This window comes from Pseudomonas panipatensis, assembly GCF_900099785.1.
Classification (GTDB): Bacteria; Pseudomonadota; Gammaproteobacteria; order Pseudomonadales; family Pseudomonadaceae; genus Pseudomonas; species Pseudomonas panipatensis.
This window is the reverse complement of record NZ_FNDS01000003.1, coordinates 177525-197839: the sequence shown is the minus strand read 5'-3', so window position 1 is coordinate 197839 and position 20315 is coordinate 177525. Positions and strand designations below refer to the sequence as shown.

Annotated in this window: 19 protein-coding genes; 14 read left to right on the top strand and 5 right to left on the bottom strand. The window is 66.1% G+C overall.

Annotated elements, in window-relative coordinates:
• Positions 1–149: 149 nt before the first annotated feature.
• The 6 genes from metH (at position 150) to BLQ74_RS08755 (ending at position 7869) form a co-directional block, all read left to right on the top strand.
• Positions 150–3842: a methionine synthase gene (metH, locus tag BLQ74_RS08780; RefSeq protein ID WP_090262174.1), complete on the top strand. Its 3693-nt coding sequence runs from the start codon at positions 150–152 to the stop codon at positions 3840–3842.
• Positions 3843–3879: 37 nt separating this feature from the next.
• Entirely contained in the window at positions 3880–4239 is a 360-nt protein-coding gene (locus tag BLQ74_RS08775; RefSeq protein WP_090262173.1) for a 50S ribosome-binding protein YggL, read from the top strand.
• A gap of 114 nt (positions 4240–4353) precedes the next feature.
• The gene (locus tag BLQ74_RS08770; protein ID WP_170842781.1) at positions 4354–5721 is read left to right on the top strand and encodes an FAD/NAD(P)-binding protein; all 1368 of its coding nucleotides are present in this window, start codon (positions 4354–4356) and stop codon (positions 5719–5721) included.
• Positions 5718–6167, top strand: coding sequence for a GFA family protein (locus BLQ74_RS08765; RefSeq protein ID WP_090262171.1), 450 nt, complete (start codon positions 5718–5720; stop codon positions 6165–6167). Before BLQ74_RS08770 ends, BLQ74_RS08765 begins: the two co-directional genes overlap by 4 nt.
• A 121-nt stretch (positions 6168–6288) precedes the next feature.
• The gene (locus BLQ74_RS08760) at positions 6289–7614 is read left to right on the top strand and encodes an MATE family efflux transporter (RefSeq protein WP_090262170.1); all 1326 of its coding nucleotides are present in this window, start codon (positions 6289–6291) and stop codon (positions 7612–7614) included.
• 36 nt (positions 7615–7650) lie between these two features.
• Positions 7651–7869 (top strand): DUF2970 domain-containing protein, encoded by a 219-nt coding sequence (locus BLQ74_RS08755; protein ID WP_090262169.1) that lies wholly within the window; start codon positions 7651–7653, stop codon positions 7867–7869.
• Between the two features lie 53 nt (positions 7870–7922).
• On the opposite strand, the gene BLQ74_RS08750 is transcribed toward BLQ74_RS08755, so the two are convergent.
• Positions 7923–9002 (bottom strand): ABC transporter substrate-binding protein, encoded by a 1080-nt coding sequence (locus BLQ74_RS08750; protein ID WP_425287486.1) that lies wholly within the window; start codon positions 9000–9002, stop codon positions 7923–7925.
• A 366-nt stretch (positions 9003–9368) separates the two neighbouring features.
• On the opposite strand from BLQ74_RS08750, the gene BLQ74_RS08745 reads away from it, so the two are divergent.
• The 3 genes from BLQ74_RS08745 to BLQ74_RS08735 all read left to right on the top strand — a co-directional run bounded on the left by BLQ74_RS08745 (position 9369) and on the right by BLQ74_RS08735 (position 12235).
• Positions 9369–9863 carry a PaaI family thioesterase gene (locus BLQ74_RS08745; RefSeq protein ID WP_090262168.1) on the top strand — a complete coding sequence of 165 codons (495 nt, stop codon included), beginning with the start codon at positions 9369–9371 and terminating at the stop codon, positions 9861–9863.
• Positions 9864–10089: 226 nt separating this feature from the next.
• The gene (locus BLQ74_RS08740) at positions 10090–11748 is read left to right on the top strand and encodes a nitrite/sulfite reductase (protein ID WP_090262167.1); all 1659 of its coding nucleotides are present in this window, start codon (positions 10090–10092) and stop codon (positions 11746–11748) included.
• On the top strand, positions 11732–12235 hold the full coding sequence (locus BLQ74_RS08735; RefSeq protein WP_090262166.1) for a DUF934 domain-containing protein: 504 nt from the start codon (positions 11732–11734) through the stop codon (positions 12233–12235). Before BLQ74_RS08740 ends, BLQ74_RS08735 begins: the two co-directional genes overlap by 17 nt.
• 183 nt (positions 12236–12418) lie before the next feature.
• Here the strand turns inward: BLQ74_RS08735 and BLQ74_RS08730 are convergent, their stop codons facing one another.
• The gene (locus BLQ74_RS08730) at positions 12419–12997 is read right to left on the bottom strand and encodes a TetR/AcrR family transcriptional regulator (RefSeq protein ID WP_090262165.1); all 579 of its coding nucleotides are present in this window, start codon (positions 12995–12997) and stop codon (positions 12419–12421) included.
• A 164-nt stretch (positions 12998–13161) separates the two neighbouring features.
• On the opposite strand from BLQ74_RS08730, the gene BLQ74_RS08725 reads away from it, so the two are divergent.
• Positions 13162–14013, top strand: coding sequence for an alpha/beta hydrolase family protein (locus tag BLQ74_RS08725; protein WP_090262164.1), 852 nt, complete (start codon positions 13162–13164; stop codon positions 14011–14013).
• A 59-nt stretch (positions 14014–14072) separates the two neighbouring features.
• Here the strand turns inward: BLQ74_RS08725 and BLQ74_RS08720 are convergent, their stop codons facing one another.
• Positions 14073–15065, bottom strand: coding sequence for a YhdH/YhfP family quinone oxidoreductase (locus BLQ74_RS08720; protein WP_090262163.1), 993 nt, complete (start codon positions 15063–15065; stop codon positions 14073–14075).
• Positions 15066–15123: 58 nt separating this feature from the next.
• The gene (gene sohB / locus BLQ74_RS08715; RefSeq protein ID WP_090262162.1) at positions 15124–16146 is read right to left on the bottom strand and encodes a protease SohB; all 1023 of its coding nucleotides are present in this window, start codon (positions 16144–16146) and stop codon (positions 15124–15126) included.
• 207 nt (positions 16147–16353) lie between these two features.
• Between sohB and BLQ74_RS08710 the strand changes: the two genes are divergently transcribed.
• The 4 genes from BLQ74_RS08710 to BLQ74_RS08695 all read left to right on the top strand — a co-directional run bounded on the left by BLQ74_RS08710 (position 16354) and on the right by BLQ74_RS08695 (position 19553).
• Positions 16354–17064 (top strand): histidine phosphatase family protein, encoded by a 711-nt coding sequence (locus tag BLQ74_RS08710; RefSeq protein ID WP_090262161.1) that lies wholly within the window; start codon positions 16354–16356, stop codon positions 17062–17064.
• 59 nt (positions 17065–17123) lie between these two features.
• Positions 17124–17438, top strand: a complete 315-nt coding sequence (locus BLQ74_RS08705; RefSeq protein WP_090262160.1) for an SCP2 sterol-binding domain-containing protein — start codon at positions 17124–17126, stop codon at positions 17436–17438.
• A gap of 254 nt (positions 17439–17692) precedes the next feature.
• Positions 17693–18760, top strand: coding sequence for a phosphotransferase family protein (locus tag BLQ74_RS08700; protein ID WP_090262159.1), 1068 nt, complete (start codon positions 17693–17695; stop codon positions 18758–18760).
• Between the two features lie 25 nt (positions 18761–18785).
• Positions 18786–19553, top strand: coding sequence for an SDR family oxidoreductase (locus tag BLQ74_RS08695; RefSeq protein WP_090262158.1), 768 nt, complete (start codon positions 18786–18788; stop codon positions 19551–19553).
• Between the two features lie 62 nt (positions 19554–19615).
• Here BLQ74_RS08695 and BLQ74_RS08690 read toward each other — a convergent pair whose 3' ends face one another.
• Positions 19616–20260: a hypothetical protein gene (locus BLQ74_RS08690; RefSeq protein ID WP_090262157.1), complete on the bottom strand. Its 645-nt coding sequence runs from the start codon at positions 20258–20260 to the stop codon at positions 19616–19618.
• Between the last annotated feature and the right edge of the window lie 55 nt (positions 20261–20315).

Genomic DNA, 20315 nt, shown 5'->3' with positions numbered 1-20315 from the left:
CGGATTCTACCGGCTCCTGGGGGAATCGCGCCGCCTGAAAGAGCGAATCAACATGAATGCGGCTCATGCAAAACCCCGACCAGATCAAATCCCCTGCAGCTTTGCTATTATCAGCGGCCCTTCGTCACGCCCTTTCCCAGGTAGTTCCCATGACCGACCGCGCCGCTCGCCTGCAAGCCCTCCAGCAAGCCCTGAAGGAGCGCATCCTGATTCTCGATGGCGGCATGGGCACCATGATCCAGAGCTACAGGCTGCAGGAAGAGGACTACCGTGGCGCGCGCTTCGCCGACTGGCCGAGTGACGTCAAGGGCAACAACGACCTGCTGCTGCTGAGCCGTCCGGACGTCATCCAGGCGATCGAAAGAGCCTATCTGGACGCCGGCGCCGACATCCTCGAGACCAACACCTTCAACGCTACCCGCGTGTCCCAGGCCGACTACGGCATGGAAGAACTGGTCTACGAACTGAACGTCGAAGGCGCGCGCCTGGCCCGCGAAGTGGCCGACGCCAAGACCGCCGAGAACCCGGCCAAGCCGCGCTTCGTCGCCGGCGTGCTCGGCCCGACCAGCCGCACCTGCTCGATCTCCCCGGACGTCAACGACCCCGGCTTCCGCAACGTCACCTTCGACGAGTTGGTGGAGAACTACAGCGAGGCCACCCGTGGCCTGATCGAGGGCGGCGCCGACCTGATCCTGATCGAGACCATCTTCGACACCCTCAACGCCAAGGCGGCGATCTTCGCCGTGCAGGGCGTCTACGAGGAACTCGGTGTCGAGCTGCCGATCATGATCTCCGGGACCATCACCGACGCCTCCGGACGCACCCTCTCCGGGCAGACCACCGAGGCCTTCTGGAACTCGGTGCGCCACGCCAAGCCGATTTCCGTGGGGCTGAACTGCGCCCTCGGCGCCAAGGAGCTGCGCCCCTACCTGGAAGAATTGGCGAACAAGGCCGAGACCCACGTCTCCGCGCACCCCAACGCCGGCCTGCCGAACGCCTTCGGCGAGTACGACGAAAGCCCGGCGGAGATGGCCGTGGTGGTCGAAGAATTCGCCCAGAGCGGCTTCCTCAACATCATCGGCGGCTGCTGTGGCACCACCCCGGCGCACATCCAGGCCATCGCCCAGGCCGTGGCCAAGTACCCGCCGCGCGCCATCCCGGACATCCCCAAGGCCTGCCGCCTGTCCGGCCTGGAGCCGTTCACCATCGACCGCGACTCGCTGTTCGTCAACGTCGGCGAGCGCACCAACATCACCGGCTCGGCGAAGTTCGCCCGGCTGATCCGCGAAGAGAACTACGCGGAAGCCCTGGAAGTCGCCCAGCAGCAGGTGGAAGCCGGCGCCCAGGTGATCGACATCAACATGGACGAAGGCATGCTCGACTCGAAGGCGGCGATGGTCACCTTCCTCAATCTGATCGCCTCCGAGCCGGATATCTCGCGCGTACCGATCATGATCGACTCCTCCAAGTGGGAGGTGATCGAAGCGGGCCTGAAGTGCATCCAGGGCAAGGGCATCGTCAACTCGATCTCGATGAAGGAAGGCGTCGAGGCCTTCAAGCACCACGCCCGCCTGTGCAAGCGCTACGGCGCCGCCGTGGTGGTGATGGCCTTCGACGAAGCCGGCCAGGCCGACACCCAGGCGCGCAAGGAAGAAATCTGCCAGCGCTCCTACGACATCCTGGTCAACGAAGTCGGCTTCCCGCCGGAAGACATCATCTTCGACCCGAACATCTTCGCCGTGGCCACCGGCATCGAGGAACACAACAACTACGCGGTCGACTTCATCAACGCCTGCGCCTACATCCGCGACCACCTGCCCTACGCGCTGAGTTCGGGCGGAGTGTCCAACGTGTCCTTCTCGTTCCGCGGCAACAACCCGGTGCGCGAAGCGATCCACTCGGTCTTCCTCTACTACGCGATCAAGAACGGCCTGACCATGGGCATCGTCAACGCCGGCCAACTGGAGATCTACGACGAGATCCCGGCCGAGCTGCGCGACAAGGTCGAGGACGTGGTGCTCAACCGTAGCCCGGATGCCACCGAGGCCCTGCTGGCCATCGCCGACAAGTACAAGGGCGGCGGCGCGGTGAAGGAAGTCGAGGACGAGGAATGGCGCAGCCATAGCGTCGAGAAGCGCCTGGAGCATGCCCTGGTCAAGGGCATCACCACCTACATCGTCGAAGACACCGAGGAGTGCCGGCAGAAGTGCGCGCGCCCCATCGAGGTCATCGAAGGCCCGCTGATGAGCGGCATGAACGTGGTCGGCGACCTGTTCGGCGCCGGCAAGATGTTCCTCCCGCAGGTGGTCAAGTCCGCCCGCGTGATGAAGCAGGCGGTGGCCCACCTGATCCCCTTCATCGAAGCGGAGAAAGGCGACAAGCCGGAGGCCAAGGGCAAGATCCTCATGGCCACGGTGAAGGGCGACGTGCACGACATCGGCAAGAACATCGTCGGCGTGGTGCTCGGCTGCAACGGCTACGACATCGTCGACCTCGGCGTGATGGTGCCGGCCGAGAAGATTCTGCAGACCGCCCGCGAGCAGAAGTGCGACATCATCGGCCTGTCCGGGCTGATCACGCCGTCGCTAGACGAAATGGTCCACGTCGCCAAGGAAATGCAGCGCCAGGGCTTCAGCCTGCCGCTGATGATCGGCGGCGCCACCACCTCCAAGGCGCACACCGCGGTGAAGATCGACCCGCAGTACAGCAACGACGCGGTGATCTACGTCACCGACGCCTCGCGCGCGGTGGGCGTGGCCACCACCCTGCTGTCCAAGGAAATGAAAGCCGACTACGTGGCGAAGATTCGCAGCGAGTACGCCGAAGTCCGCGAACGCACCGCCAACCGCAGCGCGCGCACCGAACGCCTGAGCTACGCCCAGGCGATCGCCGCCAAGCCGGTCTTCGACTGGGCCGGCTACACCCCGCCGGTGCCCTCCTTCACCGGCATCAAGGTGCTCGACGACATCGACCTCGATGTGCTGGCCAAGTACATCGACTGGACGCCCTTCTTCATCTCCTGGGACCTGGCCGGTAAATACCCGCGCATCCTCACCGACGAGGTGGTCGGCGAAGCGGCCACCACCCTGTTCAACGACGCCCAGGCGATGCTGCGCAAGCTGATCGACGAGAAGCTGATCCGCGCCAAGGCGGTCTTCGGCTTCTGGCCGGCCAACCAGGTCAACCATGACGACCTGGAAGTCTACGGCGAACACGGCGAGACGCTGGCCACCCTGCACCACCTGCGCCAGCAGACCATCAAGCCGGACGGCAAGCCGAACTTCTCCCTGGCCGACTTCGTCGCGCCCAAGGACAGCGGCCTGACCGACTACGTCGGCGGCTTCATCACCACCGCCGGCATCGGCGCCGAGGAAGTCGCCAAGGCCTACGAGGCCAAGGGCGACGACTACAACGCGATCATGGTCAAGGCCCTCGCCGACCGCCTTGCCGAGGCCTGCGCGGAATGGCTGCACGAGCGCGTGCGCAAGGAATACTGGGGCTACCAGCCGGAGGAGCACCTCGATAACGAGGCGCTGATCCGCGAGCAGTACGTCGGCATCCGCCCGGCCCCCGGCTACCCGGCCTGCCCGGACCACACCGAGAAAGGCACCCTGTTCAGCCTGCTCGACCCGCAGGGCAACTCCGGCGTGACCCTCACCGAGCACTACGCCATGTTCCCCGCCGCCGCCGTCAGCGGCTGGTACTTCGCCCACCCGCAGGCGCAGTACTTCGCGGTCGGCAAGGTCGACAAGGACCAGGTACAGAGCTACAGCGCGCGCAAAGGCCAGGAGCTGGCCGTGAGCGAACGCTGGCTGTCGCCGAACCTCGGCTACGACAACTGATGCTGGCGGCCAATCGCCCGCAGGGAGTGAACGCACGATGAAACACCTGACTAACGCCCAAATGCTCAAGCCGCGCAACCGCCGGCTGCGCAAGAAACTGCGTCTGGGCGAATTCCAGGAGCTCGGTTTCTCCCTGAGTTTCCGCTACGACCACGCGCAGATCGACCTAGACACCCTGCTCGACCGCCTGATCGACTTCGTCGAAGCCCATGGCTGGGAGTTCGGCGGCGGCGGCAGCGTGGACGGCGACGAGTGCGCCGGCTACCTGTGCCATCACGGCGGCACACTGAGCGAGGACGACCGTGCCGAGACGCGCGCCTGGCTGGAGTCCCAGCCCTGGTGCCGCGAGGTCGTGGTCGAGCCGCTCAGCGACGTCTGGCACCAGGCGGAAGCCTGACCGCCGCCGCGGCAGCCGTGTCGCCGTTGGCGGCACACTGCGACAAAGGCGGGCTTGCCTCCCAGGTCACATGCCGGCAACCTTCCGCCAGTTCGTGAAGCTACAGGAGGGCTCGTGGAACAGATCGCCATCATCGGCAGCGGCTTTTGTGGTACCGCGTTGGCCATCCAACTGCTGCAGCGGGCCGACCAGCCGCTGCAACTCACCCTGATCAACCGCTCCGGGCGCCTGGCCAGGGGCCTGGCCTACGGCACCCGTTCGGCCAGCCATATCCTCAATGTGCCGGCCGAGCGCATGAGCCTGTTCCCCGAACGTCCCGGCGACTTCCTCGAATTCGCCCGCACGCACATGCCCGGCGCCCGTCCTGGCGACTTCCTGCCCCGCCGCCTGTATGGCGACTACCTGGAAGCGCGCCTGGGCCAGGCCATCGCCAATGCCCGCGCCGGTGTGCGCTTCACCAGCCTCGCCGGGCAAGTGCTCGACCTGCGCGAAGACGCCGGCCGAGTGATTCTCGAACTGGACGACGGGCAGCGCCTGGACACCCACCACACCGTCATCGCCACCGGCAACTTCGCCCCGGCCACCCCGGCGCCGCTGCACGCGCTGGGTGAAGACCCGCGCTATATCCGCGACCCGTGGAGCCCAGGCGCGCTGGAGGCGATCCCGGCAACCGCGAGGGTGCTGCTGCTCGGCACGGGCCTGACCATGTACGACATGGCCCTGGCCCTGCAGGACCATGGCCACAGCGGGCCGCTGCTGGCCCTGTCGCGCCGCGCCCTGCTGCCCCATGCTCACCGCGATAACAGCCAGCATCCGAGCCTGCCGACGCTTCCCGCCGAACTGGCGCAACCCGGACGGCTGAATGCACTGCTTGGCGAGTTGCGCGCCTTCGTCGCCAAGGCAGCGACAACCGGACACGACTGGCGTGACGTCGTCGCCGCCTTGCGCCCGGTCACGCCGCTGCTCTGGCAGGGGCTGGATGGCCAGGATCGCGCGCGCTTCCTGCGTCACCTGCAACCTTACTGGGACGTCCACCGCCACCGCGCGGCGCCGCCGGTGGCTCAGCGCATGGCAGACCTGCGCGCCAGCGGGCAATTGCAGGTCCAGGCGGGGCGCATAATGTCGGCGCGCGCTGACGCGGACGGCCTGCACCTGCAGTGGCGGCGCCGCGGCGCGGCCCGGGTGGAAGAACAACGGGTCGACTACCTGATCAACTGCACCGGCCCCAGCACCGATCTGCGCACAACCAACGAGCCCTTGCTGGAAAGCCTGCTGGCCCGTGGCGTGATTCAGCAGGACCGGCATTGCCTGGGGCTGCGCAGCGACGCGGACTTCCACCTGCTGGCGGCAAATGGCGAGGCCCATCCGCACCTGTTCCTGCTAAGTCCGATGCTGCGCGCCAATCACTGGGAAAGCACCGCGGTGCCCGAGCTGCGCGAGCACGCCGAGCGCCTGGCCGGACTGCTGCTGCGCACGCCATGAGCGGCACCACGCTGCGCGGCAGTTGCCATTGCGCCAACCTGAGCCTGGAGATCGGCCTCAGCCGACCGCCCCACAGTTACCAGCCGCGCGCCTGCGATTGCGACTTCTGCCGCCAGCATGCGGCGAGTTATCTGTCGGATGCCGCCGGCAGCCTGCGGATCAAGGTGCGCGACCCGGCGGCGCTGGGGCGTTACCGGCAGGGTAGCGGTACGGCGGAGTTTCTATTCTGCCGCGGCTGCGGCGTGCTGATCGGGGTCGTCTACGAGGAAGCCGGCCGCACCTACGCCGCGCTCAACAGCCGCGTGGTCGAAGGCGCCCCGGCCTTCGGCGAAACCCTGGCAGCTTCGCCCAAGACCCTGCCCATCGGCGAACGCGTGCAGCGCTGGAAGCAATTGTGGTTCGCCGATGTCCAGCTGCTCGCCGAGGCTCCCGGCGCCCGCCCCTGAGGCGACCCACGGCGCGGCGGGCGGCACGCCGCTGCGCTAGTCTTTGCTGCAGGTGCGCGGCGACCGGCACGTTGCCACCCTCGACCAATAATCGCCGGGTCAACCACTGCCCAGGGACGCCATGCTAGAGCGCCAGCGCCTTCAGAACATCCTCAGCCTGGGGCTGCCGATCATCGGCGGCATGCTCAGTCAGAGTCTGCTCAACCTGGTGGATGCCGCCATGGTCGGCCACCTCGGGGAAAAGTCCCTGGCCGGCGTCGGCATCGGCAGCTACGCGAACTTCGTCGCCATTTCCCTGGTCATGGGCCTGGGCGCCGGGGTCCAGGCCCTGGTCGCGCGGCGCCGCGGCGAAGGCCGCGAGAGAGACGTGGCCACGCCGCTGACCTGCGGCCTGCTGGTGGCCCTGGGCCTGGCCCTGCCGATCACCCTGATCTGCCTGCTGTTCGCCGACCCCATCGTGCGCGTGCTCTCGGGCGACCCGCAGGTGCTGGCGATCGGCGTGCCCTATTTCGAATGGCGCGCGCTCTCGGTGCTCGCCGTGGGCCTGAACTTCTCCTTCCGCGGCTACTGGAACGGCACCCGCCGCTCCGGCATGTACATGCGCACCCTGGTGATCATGCACCTGGCCAATGCCGCGCTGAGCTACAGCCTGATCCACGGCCTGTTCGGCCTGCCGAACCTGGGCGCGGTCGGCAGTGGCCTGGGCACCACCCTGGCGCTGTACCTGGGCTCGGCGATCTATGCCTGGATCACCTGGCGCGACGCGCGCAACCACGGTTTCCTCGCGCGGCGTCCGAGCGAGCGCGAAATCCGCGTGATGCTGCGCCTGTCACTGCCCAACTCGCTGCAGCAGTTTTTCTTCGCCGCCGGCATCACCCTGCTGTTCTGGATCATCGGCCAGGTCGGCACCCGCGAACTGGCGGTCGCCCACGTGCTGATCAACCTGGCGCTGTTCCTGATCCTGCCCGGCATCGGCCTGGGCATGGCCGCCACCACCCTGGTCAGCCAGTGCATGGGCGAGCGCGACTTCGACAGCGCGCACCGCTGGGGCTGGGACGTGGTCAAGGTCGCGGCCTGCGGACTGGCACTGCTCGGCACGCCGTTCTGGATGTTCCCGGAAGCCATCCTGCGGCTGTTCGTCAGCGACCCGGCACTGATCGAGCTGGGCCGCGTGCCGCTGATGTTCACCGGCCTGGGCATGGTCATGGACGCCACCGCCCTGGTGCTGACCCAGGCCCTGCTCGGCGCCGGCGCCACGCGCACGGTGATGGCGGTCAGCCTGGGCAACCAGTGGCTGTTCTTCCTGCCCCTGGCCTACCTGGTCGGCCCGGTGCTGGGCGGCGGCCTGCTGGCGATCTGGAGCATGCAGATTCTCCAGCGCGGGCTGGCCTCGGCGATCTTCGCGGTGATGTGGCAGAAGCGCCAGTGGACGCAGATCGAACTCTAGGGGCGGCTATGCTTGCTCAGAGCACAGGGAGGCATCATGAACGACGATCCGCAGAACAAGCCGCCGAGTTTCTGGCAAATGCTGCAAAGCGTGCTGGCCGCCGCCTTCGGCGTACAGAGCGGGAAGAACCGCGTGCGCGACTTCAGCCATGGCAAGCCCAGTCATTTCATCGTCCTGGGCGTCGCCTTCACCCTGATCTTCGTCCTGCTGCTGTATGCCGTGGTGCAAGTGGTGCTGCACCTGGCCGGGGTCTGAGCCCCAGGCGCCATGCGGCGACTGGCTGCGCTTGCCGAGGTGCGCGGCCGAGCCTAGTCGATCAGCGGCCGCAGGGAGAAGCGATAGCGCATCTGCTCGGGGTGCAGGGCCAGGCTGAAGTCGCGGAAATCGATGCCGTAGCCGGGCCGTGCCAGGTTCTGCCGCAGGCTGTTGGCGCGGCGCTTGTCGAGCAACTCGAACAGCGACAGTTGGCGATCCTTGCCGCCATGGGCGGCGAAATCCACCCCGGCGTGGTAGTCGTACAGCATCACCATGGCCCAGCCGCCCAGGGTGAAATGCCCCGTCACGGCGGCATTGATTCGCCCATCGGCGGCCGCTTCGAGCAACGCCGGTGAATTGTTCAAGCCACTGAACAACAGGTCCTTGCCAGGCACCCGGCCCAGCTCGCTGGCGGCCTGCATGGCGCCGAAGGCCATTTCGTCGTTCGCCGCCCACACCAGGCGGGTCTGCGGATAGCGCTTGAACAGCTGTTGCGCCTGCTCATAGGCGCGTTGGCGGGCCCAGCCGCCATAGACCATCTGCAGCAAGCGGGCCTGCGGATACTCGGCCATGGCGCGTTTGAGTCCCTGCTCGCGCAATTGCGCCACCGGCGTCTGCTTGACCCCGGAGAACGCCAGCAGGTCCAGTTGCCATCCGGCCGCCGCGCCGGTGCGCAGCAATTCCTTGGCCATCAGATAACCGGCCCGCTCATCGTTGGCGACCAGGCTGCCGATCCAGTTCGGATAGCGCTCGCGCGAGCCACCGGCGATGCGTTGCTGGTCGGCCGTGAGGCTGTTGTTGACGGCGAACAGACGCACGCCAGTGCCGGCGGAGAGCCGCAGGATTTCCGGGCCGCCGTAGTTTTCATTGACGAACACCAGGTAATCCGGCCGCTTTGCGCCGTGCAACACCTCACGCGCCTGCCGCAGCATCCGCTGCGGATCGCGCTCGGCGTGGAGCACGCGCAGGGACATGCCCAGGTCGTCGGCCGCCGCCTGCATGAAGCGCACGTAGCTCACCCAGTAGAGCTCGTCGGAGCGCCCCGGATCGAGAAAGACCACGGATGCCGCCTGGCTGGCGGCGGAAAGCAGCAGGCTGAGCAGTAACAGCAGTGTTTTGCGCAGAACACACACGACTCTATATCCAGCAGCGATAAAAGCCGGCGCAGTATAGCCATGTGCCTGTAGCGAGTGTCCCGCACCCGACAGGGTGCGGGAGGTCGGCTTACTGGTGGCTGACCCAGAAAACCGCGGTGGCGACGACCAACAGGATCAGGATCAGCGCGGCGCGTGCATCCACCAGGCCGTCACGGTTCTCGGTGCGCGGTTCTTCGCTCATGTCTCCCCCTTATTCTTTGAATTGTTCGGTGGAACCCTTGAGCAGTTAAGACCAGCTCGCCGGGGGCGACAAGCGGGCGCGCCGGCGGCGCCTTCATCTGCCGGCCGAAAGCCGTTAGGCTGGCCCTTCCGCGATTGCGCCAACAAGAAGAAGTCCCCGCGATGAATAGCCTTTCCCTGCAAGATCGCGCCGCGCCCGAAGGCATCTGCTACGGCTGCGGTGGCAACAACCCCCACGGACTGCACATCAAGAGCTACTGGCATGACGACGGTATCCACGTCATGGCCGAGCACCTGCCCGAGGCCAAGTACAGCGGTTGGCCGGAACTGGTCTATGGCGGCCTGATCGCCATGCTGGTGGATTGCCACTCGAACTGGACCGCCATGGCCTATCACTACCGCGCCGAAGGCCGCGAGCCGGGCAGCCTGCCGCGCCTGGACTGCGTCACCGGGCACCTCGGCATCAAGTTCATCAAACCGACCCCGATGGGCGTGCCGCTGACCCTGCGCGCCAAGGTGGAGGGCGAGCTGGGCCGCAAGAGCCGGATCATCTGCGAGGTCTACGCCGGCGACGTGCTGACCGCCATCGGCGATTCGATCTTCGTCCGCGTCGACACCGCGCAACTGGGCGCCGCGGCCCATGGCCGCGAGGCCTGAACGGCGCCGTCGCACGGGGCCCGTGAGCAGATCGGCGGGCCCCGTGGCGTAGAGGAATTCCCTCAACGCCTTCCTTAGATCAGAAAGTTCTCGCCATATACTCAAACTTCACTTTTACGCATATTCCCCAACTGGTATCTTGCGCGGCACTCCGCGTGGAGCGCGTTGCCGTGCGCGCTTGGATACGCAGTCCGCCCGAGCGCATAGCCTGACAGCAGGATTATTCATGTACGTATATGACGAATACGATCAGAAGATCGTAGAGGATCGCGTCAAGCAGTTCCGCGATCAGACCCGCCGCTACCTGGCGGGCGAACTGACCGGCGAGGAATTCCGCCCGCTGCGTCTGCAGAACGGCCTGTACATCCAGCGTTACGCGCCCATGCTGCGCGTCGCCGTACCCTATGGCCTGCTCAGCGCCAAACAGGTGCGCAAGCTGGCGCAGATCGCCCGCGACTACGACAAGGGCTACGCCCACATCAGCACCCGCCAGAACGTGCAGTTCAACTGGCCGGAGCTGGAAGACGTACCGGAAATCCTCGCCGAGCTGGCCACGGTGCAGATGCATGCCATCCAGACCAGCGGCAACTGCATCCGCAACACCACCACCGATCAGTTCGCCGGCGTGGCCCGCGACGAGTTGGTGGACCCGCGTCCGTGGTGCGAGATCATCCGCCAGTGGTCGACCTTCCACCCGGAATTCGCCCACCTGCCGCGTAAGTTCAAGATCGCCGTGAACGGCGCCGTCAGCGACCGCGCCGCCATCGAGGTCCACGACATCGGCCTGGAAGCGGTGCAGAACGCCGCCGGCGAACTGGGCTTCCGCGTTTCCGTCGGCGGCGGCCTCGGCCGTACCCCGATCGTCGGCAGCTTCATCAACGAGTTCCTGCCCTGGCAGCACCTGTTGTCCTACCTCGACGCCATCCTGCGCGTGTACAACCGCTATGGCCGTCGCGACAACAAGTACAAGGCGCGCATCAAGATCCTGGTCAAGGCGCTGACCCCGGAAGTCTTCGCCGAGCGCGTCGACGCCGAGTGGGCCCACCTGAAGGACGGCCCCAGCACCCTGACCGAAGCCGAGGTGCAACGCGTCGCCGCGCACTTCGTCGATCCGGCCTACAAGGCCCTGGCCGACCAGGACGCCGCCCTCGCCCAACTGGATGCCGAACACCCCGGCTTCGCCCGCTGGCGCACACGCAACACCTTCGCCCACAAGAAGCCCGGCTACGTTGCCGTGACCCTGTCGCTGAAGCCCACCGGTGTCGCACCCGGCGATGTCACCGACAAGCAACTGGACGCCATCGCCGACCTGGCCGAGCGCTACAGCTTCGGCGAGGTGCGCAACAGCCATAACCAGAACATCATCCTCGCCGACGTCGAGCAGGCGCAGCTGTTCACCCTCTGGGGCGAACTGCGCGAGAACGGCTTCGCCACGCCGAACGTGGGTCTGCTGACCGACATCATCTGCTGCCCGGGCGGTGACTTCTGCTCCCTGGCCAACGCCAAGTCGATCCCGGTGGCCGAAGCCATCCAGCGCCGTTTCGACGATCTCGACTACCTGTTCGACATCGGCGAACTCGACCTGAACATCTCCGGCTGCATGAACGCCTGCGGCCACCACCACGTCGGCCACATCGGCATTCTCGGCGTGGACAAGAAGGGCGAGGAGTTCTACCAGGTGTCCCTCGGCGGCAGCGCCAGCCGCGACGCCAGCCTGGCGCAGATCCTCGGCCCATCCTTCGCCCAGGAGCAGATGGCCGACGTGATCGAGAAGATCATCAAGGTCTACGTCGAGCAACGCAGCGAAGACGAAGCCTTCCTCGACACCTTCCGCCGGATCGGCATCGACCCCTTCAAGGAGCGCGTATATGCAGCGAATCATTAAGCACCGCGAAGTGGTCGACGACCGCTGGCACCTGCTGCCCAAGGACGCCACCCTGGAAAGCGTGCCCAACAGCGACGACGTGATCATCCCGCTGGCCCTGTGGCTGGAACACGGCGCCGCCCTGCGCGGCCGCGACGGTGGCCTGGGCGTGTGGCTGGACGCCGATGAAGAAGTGGAAGCCATTGCCGCCGACCTCGACAAGTTCCAGGTCATCGCGGTGAACTTCCCGGCCTTCACCGACGGCCGCGGCTTCAGCACCGCGCGCCTGCTGCGCGAGCGCTTCGGCTACCAGGGCGAAGTGCGCGCCATCGGCGACGTCCTGCGCGACCAGCTGTTCTTCATGCAGAGCTGCGGCTTCGACGCCTACGCCATCCGCGCCGACCGCGACCCGCAGGATGCGCTGGCCAGCCTGGATGACTTCAGCGAGGTCTACCAGACCTCGGTGACCCAGCCGCAGCCGCTGTTCCGCCGCCGCCAGTCGGCCTGAGCGACAGCGACAGCGCCATGAAAAAGCCCCGCCTCGGCGGGGCTTTTTCATGGGCCGACGAACCGGCGGCAGGACGCATGACGCCCCGGGCGCTATCCGCCCATGTCTGCAGGCTTGGCTCCGCGGGCATCGGCGGATGATCGCGAACGGTCACCCGCCCTGCGCACTGATTCGTGGTATCGCTCAGGCCCTGACGCTGTCCCAGGCGATCTGCGCCAGCAACTCGCGGTATTCCCCCGGCTGCGCGCGCGTGCGCCCGGCCAGCCAGTTGCGCACGAAATCCTGGGTCGGGCCGATCACCACCGAGTGGAACAGCTCGAACGGCAGCTCGCGGAAGGCCCCGGCCTCACGGTGTACCGCCAGCATTTCGGCGATGCGCCGCCCTTGCTGGCGGTTGGCCTCGCGCAGCACCTCGCCGACTTCTCCGGCTTCGACCCGGCCGCGGTTGTGCAGGATGAAGCGCGCCCAGTCGGGATGCGCCACCACCCAGTCGATGTAGCAGGTGACGAACAGCCTGACCACGGCTTCGGCGCCCATGCCCTCCTCCAGCCCGGCGTCGAGCATCGCGGCGTACTGGCCGATGCCGGCCAGGTAGAGCGCGCCGATGATGCGCTCGCGGTTGCCGAAGTGGTGATACAGGCTGCCGATACTGGCACCGGAGCGGTCGCGGATCATCTCGATGGTGGTGGCGTCCACCCCGTGCTCGCTGAAACAGGCGAGCGCAGCCTGGAGGATTTCGTCTTTGCGGGAGGGTCGGCCCATGGGAGTCCTTGCTGAGGGTTTCTAGAATATTTTTCTAGAATTAATTTCTAGCCTTCGTATACTGCCCTGGCGCGCACTCATCTTCAATGCAGGAATCCGTGTGGAGTTGCCATGAGTCAGATGATGCAGATGTACCAGATCGCCGGCGCAATGGAGCCGGAAGCATGATCGCCCCGCAGTCCCAAGCCCTCGACAACGGTAACGGCCAGCGCATCGCCAGCCAGTGGTACCAGCCGCCAGGCGCCCTCCAGGGGGCCGTCCTGATCGCCCCGGCGATGGGGGTCGAGCAACGCTTCTACGCCGCCTTCGCCAGTTGGCTGGCCGAACGCGGCTACCTCACCGTGACCTTCGATTACCTGGGCATCGGCCAATCCCACGCCGGTCCGCTGCGCAAACTGCGGGTCGATGTACTGGACTGGGCGCGCCACGATTGCAGCGCGGTACTCGCCGCACTGGGCGAGGCTGCCGGCGACAAGCCGCTGTACTGGATCGGCCACAGCCTTGGCGGCCAGATCCTGCCCTTCGTCGAGGGCCGCGCGCGCATCCAGCGCGCCTTCAGCATCGCCAGCGGCAGCGGTTACTGGAGGGAAAACGCCGAGCAGCTGCGCCGCCGCGCGTGGCTGCTGTGGTACGCCATCGCACCGCTGCTCACACCGCTCTTCGGCTACTTCCCCGGACGCCGCCTGGGCATGGTCGGCGACCTGCCGCGCGGGGTGATCGAACAGTGGCGACGCTGGTGCCTGCACCCGCAGTACGCGCTGGGCGATGGCGACGCCATGCGCCGCTCGTTCGCCGCGGTGGACACGCCGATCGTTTCGCTGTCGTTCACCGACGATGAAATGATGTCGCAGCGCAACACCGAATCGCTGCTGAGCTTCTACCGCGGCGCGCCCACGGTGAACACGCGCATCGACCCGCAACAGGTCGGCGCGCCGCGCATCGGCCACTTCGGCTTCTTCCGCGCGCAGTTCGCCGATAGCCTGTGGACGCGCTACCTGCTGCCGGAACTGGACTGAAGCCGGCAGAAACGACAGGCCCGCCGGAAAGGCGGGCCTGGGAGAAAGCCGCTACAGGCTCAGTCGAGCTTGACCAGCAGGCGGCCGACCAGCTTGCCGGCAAGGATCTGATGGATCGCCGTGGGCAGCTCGTCGAGGCTGATCTCGCGCACCAGCTCCTCCAGGCGCGGCAGCTTCCATTGCAGCGAGAGCTTGTCCCACATGGAGGCCTTGACCACCAGCGGCAGCTCCACCGAATCCACCCCGAGCAGGTTGACCCCGCGCAGGATGAACGGCAGCACGCTGGCCTTGAAGCCGGCGCCGGCGGTCAGCCCGCAACAGGCGACGCTGCCGCCGTACTGCAGCGACTTGACCACGTTGAACAGGATGTCGCCGCCGACGGTGTCCACGGCACCGGCCCAGAGTTCCTTGAGCAGCGGTTTGTCGACGCCGTCGGCCACGGTGGCGCGATCGATGATCTGCCGCGCGCCCAGGCGATTGAGGAACTCCGCCTGCTCCAGCTTGCCGGTGGACGCCGCCACGCTGTAGCCGAGCTGCGCCAGCAACATCACCGCGATGCTGCCGACGCCGCCACTGGCGCCAGTGACCAGCACGGTGCCGGACGCCGGCGTGACCCCGGCCTGTTCCAGTTTGTCGACGCACAGCGCTGCGGTCAGGCCAGCGGTGCCAAGGATCATCGACTCGCGCAGGCTCAGGCCCTGCGGACGCTTGATCACCCAGGCGGCCGGCACGCGGATGTACTGGCCGAAGCCACCGGGGGTGTTCATGCCCAGGTCGTAGCCGGTGACGATCACCTCGTCACCGGGGACGAACTCGCTCACCGACGACGCTTCCACCACGCCGGCGGCATCGATACCCGGGGTATGCGGGTACTTGCGGGTGACGCCGCGATTGCCGCTGGCGGACAAGGCGTCCTTGTAATTCAGTGAGGAATACCGCACCCGGATCAGTACTTCGCCAGCCGGCAGCTCGCTGGTGTCACGCTCGACCACCTGCTGCTCGAAGATGCCATGCTGGCTTTCAGTGACCCATAGCGCCTTGAATGCACTCATCACGCTCTCCTTTTAATAGACCCTGTCGCCACGGGCGCCTTGGCGCCCGCGCATGAATTCACTGCCAGAAACGGCTGCGCCCCAGGCGCTCCCACCAGCTCAGCAGCACCCGGTCGATGACCGTGCTGGCGCCGACGCCGAGGCGTTCCTGCACACTCTTCTTCTGGATGTATTGCAACTGATAGACGTCGGCCTCGCGCGCGCGCTCGGCCAGGTATTCGTCGCTGGTCTTCAGCTCGTCCACCAGCTTGCGACCGAGCGCCGCCTGGCCGAGCCAGACTTCGCCGGTGGCGATCTCGTCGATGGCCAGCTTCGGCCGGTAGTGGGCGACGAAGCTCTTGAACAGCTCATGGGTGGTCTCCAGGTCTTCCTGGAATTTCTCCCGGCCCTTGTCGGTGTTCTCACCGAACACCGTCAAGGTGCGCTTGAACTCGCCGGCGGTCAGCACTTCGAAGTCGATCGCGTGCTTCTTCAACAGGCGATGCACGTTGGGCAACTGGGCGACCACGCCGATCGAGCCGATGATGGCGAAGGGCGCGGAGAGGATGCGCTCGCCGATACAGGCCATCATGTAGCCGCCGCTGGCGGCCACCTTGTCCACGCACACCGTCAGCGGTACGCCGGCCTGGCGGATACGCGCCAGTTGCGAAGCGGCCAGGCCGTAGCTGTGGACCATGCCGCCGCCGCTCTCCAGGCGCAGCACCACCTCGTCCTTGGGCGTGGCCAGGCTGAGCAGCGCGGTGATCTCGTTGCGCAGATGCTCGGTGGCCGAAGCCTTGATGTCACCATCGAAGTCCAGCACATACACGCGGCTCTTCTGCGCACCGGCCTTCTTCGCCTGCTTGGCCGCCTTGCTTTCGGACTTGTGCAGGGCTTTCAGCTTGTCCTTGTCGAGCACACTGTTCTGCAGGCGCTCGCGCAGGTCCTTGTAGAAATCATTGAGCTTGCGCACGTCCAGATGGCCGCCGGAGCGCCGGCCGCGACTGCGCAACGCGGCGGCGACGAGCAGCACCGCAACGACCGCCACCAGCACGGTGAGGGTCCTGGCCAGGAACCCCGCGTAGTCCAATAGAAACTCCACACATCCCCCTTTGATCACATCCGCCTCGCCCGCCGACCGGGCCGAGGAATCCCGCAAGCATACCCAGCCCACAAGGCCGCAGCCAGCGCCGGCGAACGTCGCCATCAATCCGCGGAATGCCATTCAAACAAGCGTATGTTTTTTCGTTGACAGCCCCAGGTGATCCTCATAACCTCGCGGAACTTTCACCCCTGCCGAGGTTCGTGCGTGGGCAGCATCTATCTGATTCGACATGGCCAGGCTTCCTTCGGCGCCGACGATTACGACGTGCTCTCGCCGACCGGCGTGCGCCAGGCCGAAATCCTCGGCGAGCACCTGGCCAGTCTCGGCCTGCGCCTGGATCGCTGCCTCAGCGGCGACCTCCGGCGCCAGCGCCATACCGCGCAAGCGGCGCTGGGCAGAATGCAGGCGGCCGGCCTCGAAGTGCCGCCGCTGGAAGTCGATCCGGCATTCAACGAATTCGAAGCCGAAGCGGTGATCCGCGCACACCTGCCCGACCTGCTCCACGAGGAACCGCATGCGCTGCACATCATGCGCAACGCCAGCGAACACCGCGCGGAGTTCCAGCGCCTGTTCTCCATGGTGATCTCGCGCTGGGTATCCGGCGAGCATCACAAGGATGGCCTGGTCAGTTGGCAGGAGTTCCTCGACACCGCGCACGCCGGCCTGCAACGCCTGCTGCAACAGGCCAGCGGCCGCGAGCATATCGCCGTGTTCACCTCCGGCGGCACCATTACCGCGCTGGTCCAACAGCTCGTCGGCATGCCGCCGATCAAGGCCTTCGAGCTCAACTGGCAGATCGTCAACACCTCGTTGAGCCGCCTGAAGTTCCGCGGCGACGAAGTGTCCCTGGCTTCCTTCAACAGTCACGTGCACCTGGAACTGTTGAGGGCGCCGGAACTCATCACCTATCGATGAGTCCGGCCCACTGCGCCCCCGGCGGGGCGCGCGAAAAAACCTAGAAAAGGATAGAACCCATGACCACCGTTGCTGACATCGTCTCCACCATGAAGAGCAAGTTCAACGCCGGCGCCGCCGCCGGCCTGGACCTGGTGTTCCAGTTCAACATCGAGGATGGCGACAACCACTACCTGGTCGTCAAGGACGGCACCTGCGAAGTCGTGCAAGGCGACGCACCGAACCCCAACGTCACCCTGATCATGGACAGCGAGACCCTGAAGGGCATCACCAGCGGCGAGACCGACGGCATGCAGGCCTTCATGGCCGGCAAGCTGCGCGCCGAAGGCGACATGATGCTGGCCATGAAGCTGGGCGAACTGTTCCCGGTCTAAGCCGAGAACGCTGCCCCCGGCAGACAGAACCGGAGTCCCGCGGCTCCGGTTTTTTTTCGCCCGAGAAGCCCGCCGCAGGGCGGATCAGGCAGTTTGATCGGAGGCCAACACGCTCGCCTATAACAGCCCTCGCGCGCTTGTGAGGGCAGGAAGCGAGCATTAGATTAGCCAATTATCTCGGACGGCCATCATAGGCCTGCATGATGGTCCGAGCGCCGCTGCTTCGGCAGCTCCGATTACAAGAAGGGATAAGCATGTCGCTGACTGACCAGTCCACCCGCATCCGCCAAGGCGAAGAACTCGACGCCGCCGCCATCGATCCCTACCTGAAGGCCCACATTCCCGGCCTGGAAGGTACGCCACGGATCAGCCAGTTCCCCGGTGGCGCCTCCAACCTGACCTACCTGCTGGAATATCCCAGCCATGAGCTGGTGCTGCGCCGCCCGCCATTCGGCCGCAAGGCCAAGTCGGCGCACGACATGGGCCGCGAATTCCGCATCCTCAACCATCTCAACGCCGGTTTCCCCTACTGCCCGAAGGCCTACCTGTATTGCACCGACGAGTCGGTGATCGGCGCCGAGTTCTACGTCATGGAACGGGTCAAAGGCATCATCCTGCGCGCCGACCTGCCGGCGGATCTGACACTCGACGAGCAGCAGACCCGCCAACTGTGCAAGAGCTTCGTGGACAAGTTCGTCGAGCTGCACAACGTCGACTACAACGCCTGCGGCCTGGGCGACCTGGGCAAGCCGGAAGGCTATGTGCAGCGCCAGATCAGTGGCTGGAGCGACCGCTACGAGAAGGCCCTGACCCCCGACGCGCCGACCTGGGAGCCGATCAAGGCCTGGCTGCGCGAGAAGATGCCGGCCGACCACCACAAGCCGGGCATCGTGCATAACGACTACCGCTTCGACAACGTCATCCTCGACCCGCAGAACCCACTGCAGATCATCGGCGTGCTGGACTGGGAACTGACCACCATCGGCGACCCGCTGATGGACCTGGGCAATACCCTCGCCTACTGGATCCAGGCCGACGATCCGGCGCCGCTGCAAATGATGCGGCGCCAGCCGAGCCACCTGCCGGGCATGCTGACGCGCGCGGAGTTCGTGGACTACTACGCCGAACGCGCCGGTATCGAGATCGGCAACTTCGACTTCTACTACACCTACGGCCTGTTCCGCCTGGCCGGCATCATCCAGCAGATCTACTACCGCTTCTACCACGGCCAGACCCAGGACAAGCGCTTCGGGCAGTTCATTCACATGAACAAGCTGCTGGAGCAGGTGAGCCTGCAGGTCATCGCCAAGTCCACGCTGTAACACCGATCACAACAAGGGGAACCCCATGTCCAAGACCAACCTGTTCGACCTCGACGGCAAGATCGCCTTCGTCTCCGGCGCCAGCCGCGGCATCGGTGAAGCCATCGCCAAACTGCTGGCCCAGCAGGGTGCCCACGTGATCGTCTCGAGCCGCAAGATCGACGGCTGCCAGGCCGTGGCCGACGCCATCATCGCCGAGGGTGGCAAGGCCACCGCCATCGCCTGCCACATCGGCGAGATGGAACAGATCCAGGGCGTCTTCGCACAGATCCGCGAACAGTTCGGCCGTCTGGACATCCTGGTCAACAACGCCGCCACCAACCCGCAGTTCTGCAATGTGCTGGACACCGACCTGAGCGCCTTCCAGAAGACCGTCGACGTGAACATCCGCGGCTACTACTTCATGTCCATCGAAGGCGGCAAGCTGATGAAGCAGAACGGCGGCGGCAGCATCATCAACGTGGCCTCGATCAACGGCGTCACTCCCGGCGAGTTCCAGGGCATCTACTCGGTGACCAAGGCCGCGGTGATCAGCATGACCAAGGTCTTCGCCAAGGAATGCGCGCAGTTCGGCATCCGCTGCAACGCCCTGCTACCGGGCCTGACCGACACCAAGTTCGCCTCGGCGCTGGTGAAGAACGACTCGATCCTCAACACCGCCCTGCAGCGCATTCCGCTCAAGCGCGTCGCCGAGCCGAGCGAAATGGCCGGCGCCGTGCTCTACCTCGCCAGCAACGCCTCCAGCTACACCACTGGCGTGGCGCTGAACGTGGACGGCGGCTTCCTCGCCTGATCGCGTCGCACGCCCGATGAAAAAGGGAGCCCGGTGGGCTCCCTTTTTCGTTGGCTGGCGCCTCAGCGCCAGTCCTTCAACGCCTGGATCGCTGCCTGGTTGACCGGCTCCGCGCTCAGCCCGGTGGGCCCGAAGCGCACGGCGAACACCGCCTGGTCAGCCATCGGCAGGAAGGTCACCCGCCCGGCCAGCGGCTTGAACATCAGCAGATCGTGCTGGCCGTCGCGCAACCAGCGCCAGACATCGATGCCGAATGGGCTGTCGGCCAGTTCCAGGCGGCGCGCCTGGCTCTCCTGCTCGATGGCCAGGAAACGACCGCCGAGGCTCTGCAGCCGATACCCGGGCGCCAGCCCGATGAGGGCCGCCAGGCCTTTCCACTGGATGATCCGCGCGTCCAGTTGCCAGAGGTCGCCGGCCAGGTCGTAGGTGCGCTCCCGATCGCCCTCCAGCACCTTCACTTCAAAGTGCTGCGGTGCCAACTGGTGGAAGCTCAGGCTGGCCAGCGGGCGCTCGGCCGGTAGCGCGTCGTAGCTGCGCAGGTCCCAGGCCGCCAGCGCTATCAGCAGCGCCACGGCGACGAACGCCAGGCCCACGCAGCCACGCAGCCAGCCGAGGAACCAGTGGCGATCGTAGAGGACGCGCGCGGCGATCAGCAGCGCCAGCAGGGCGACCAACATGAACGCCCAGGCGAGGCCGTCATACTGCATGGAATGATTTCCTTCCGGGTAAAATTGCCGGCATTATGCGCAGCCCTCGACTGCA

Excerpts from the sequence above, each read along its gene's own strand:
- metH (WP_090262174.1), top strand. The coding sequence starts at position 150 with ATGACCGACCGCGCCGCTCGCCTGCAAGCCCTCCAGCAAGCCCTGAAG.
- BLQ74_RS08775 (WP_090262173.1), top strand. The coding sequence starts at position 3,880 with ATGAAACACCTGACTAACGCCCAAATGCTCAAGCCGCGCAACCGCCGG.
- BLQ74_RS08765 (WP_090262171.1), top strand. The coding sequence starts at position 5,718 with ATGAGCGGCACCACGCTGCGCGGCAGTTGCCATTGCGCCAACCTGAGC.
- BLQ74_RS08760 (WP_090262170.1), top strand. The coding sequence starts at position 6,289 with ATGCTAGAGCGCCAGCGCCTTCAGAACATCCTCAGCCTGGGGCTGCCG.
- BLQ74_RS08755 (WP_090262169.1), top strand. The coding sequence starts at position 7,651 with ATGAACGACGATCCGCAGAACAAGCCGCCGAGTTTCTGGCAAATGCTG.
- BLQ74_RS08745 (WP_090262168.1), top strand. The coding sequence starts at position 9,369 with ATGAATAGCCTTTCCCTGCAAGATCGCGCCGCGCCCGAAGGCATCTGC.
- BLQ74_RS08740 (WP_090262167.1), top strand. The coding sequence starts at position 10,090 with ATGTACGTATATGACGAATACGATCAGAAGATCGTAGAGGATCGCGTC.
- BLQ74_RS08735 (WP_090262166.1), top strand. The coding sequence starts at position 11,732 with ATGCAGCGAATCATTAAGCACCGCGAAGTGGTCGACGACCGCTGGCAC.
- BLQ74_RS08730 (WP_090262165.1), bottom strand. The coding sequence starts at position 12,997 with ATGGGCCGACCCTCCCGCAAAGACGAAATCCTCCAGGCTGCGCTCGCC.
- BLQ74_RS08725 (WP_090262164.1), top strand. The coding sequence starts at position 13,162 with ATGATCGCCCCGCAGTCCCAAGCCCTCGACAACGGTAACGGCCAGCGC.
- BLQ74_RS08720 (WP_090262163.1), bottom strand. The coding sequence starts at position 15,065 with ATGAGTGCATTCAAGGCGCTATGGGTCACTGAAAGCCAGCATGGCATC.
- BLQ74_RS08705 (WP_090262160.1), top strand. The coding sequence starts at position 17,124 with ATGACCACCGTTGCTGACATCGTCTCCACCATGAAGAGCAAGTTCAAC.
- BLQ74_RS08700 (WP_090262159.1), top strand. The coding sequence starts at position 17,693 with ATGTCGCTGACTGACCAGTCCACCCGCATCCGCCAAGGCGAAGAACTC.
- BLQ74_RS08695 (WP_090262158.1), top strand. The coding sequence starts at position 18,786 with ATGTCCAAGACCAACCTGTTCGACCTCGACGGCAAGATCGCCTTCGTC.
- BLQ74_RS08690 (WP_090262157.1), bottom strand. The coding sequence starts at position 20,260 with ATGCAGTATGACGGCCTCGCCTGGGCGTTCATGTTGGTCGCCCTGCTG.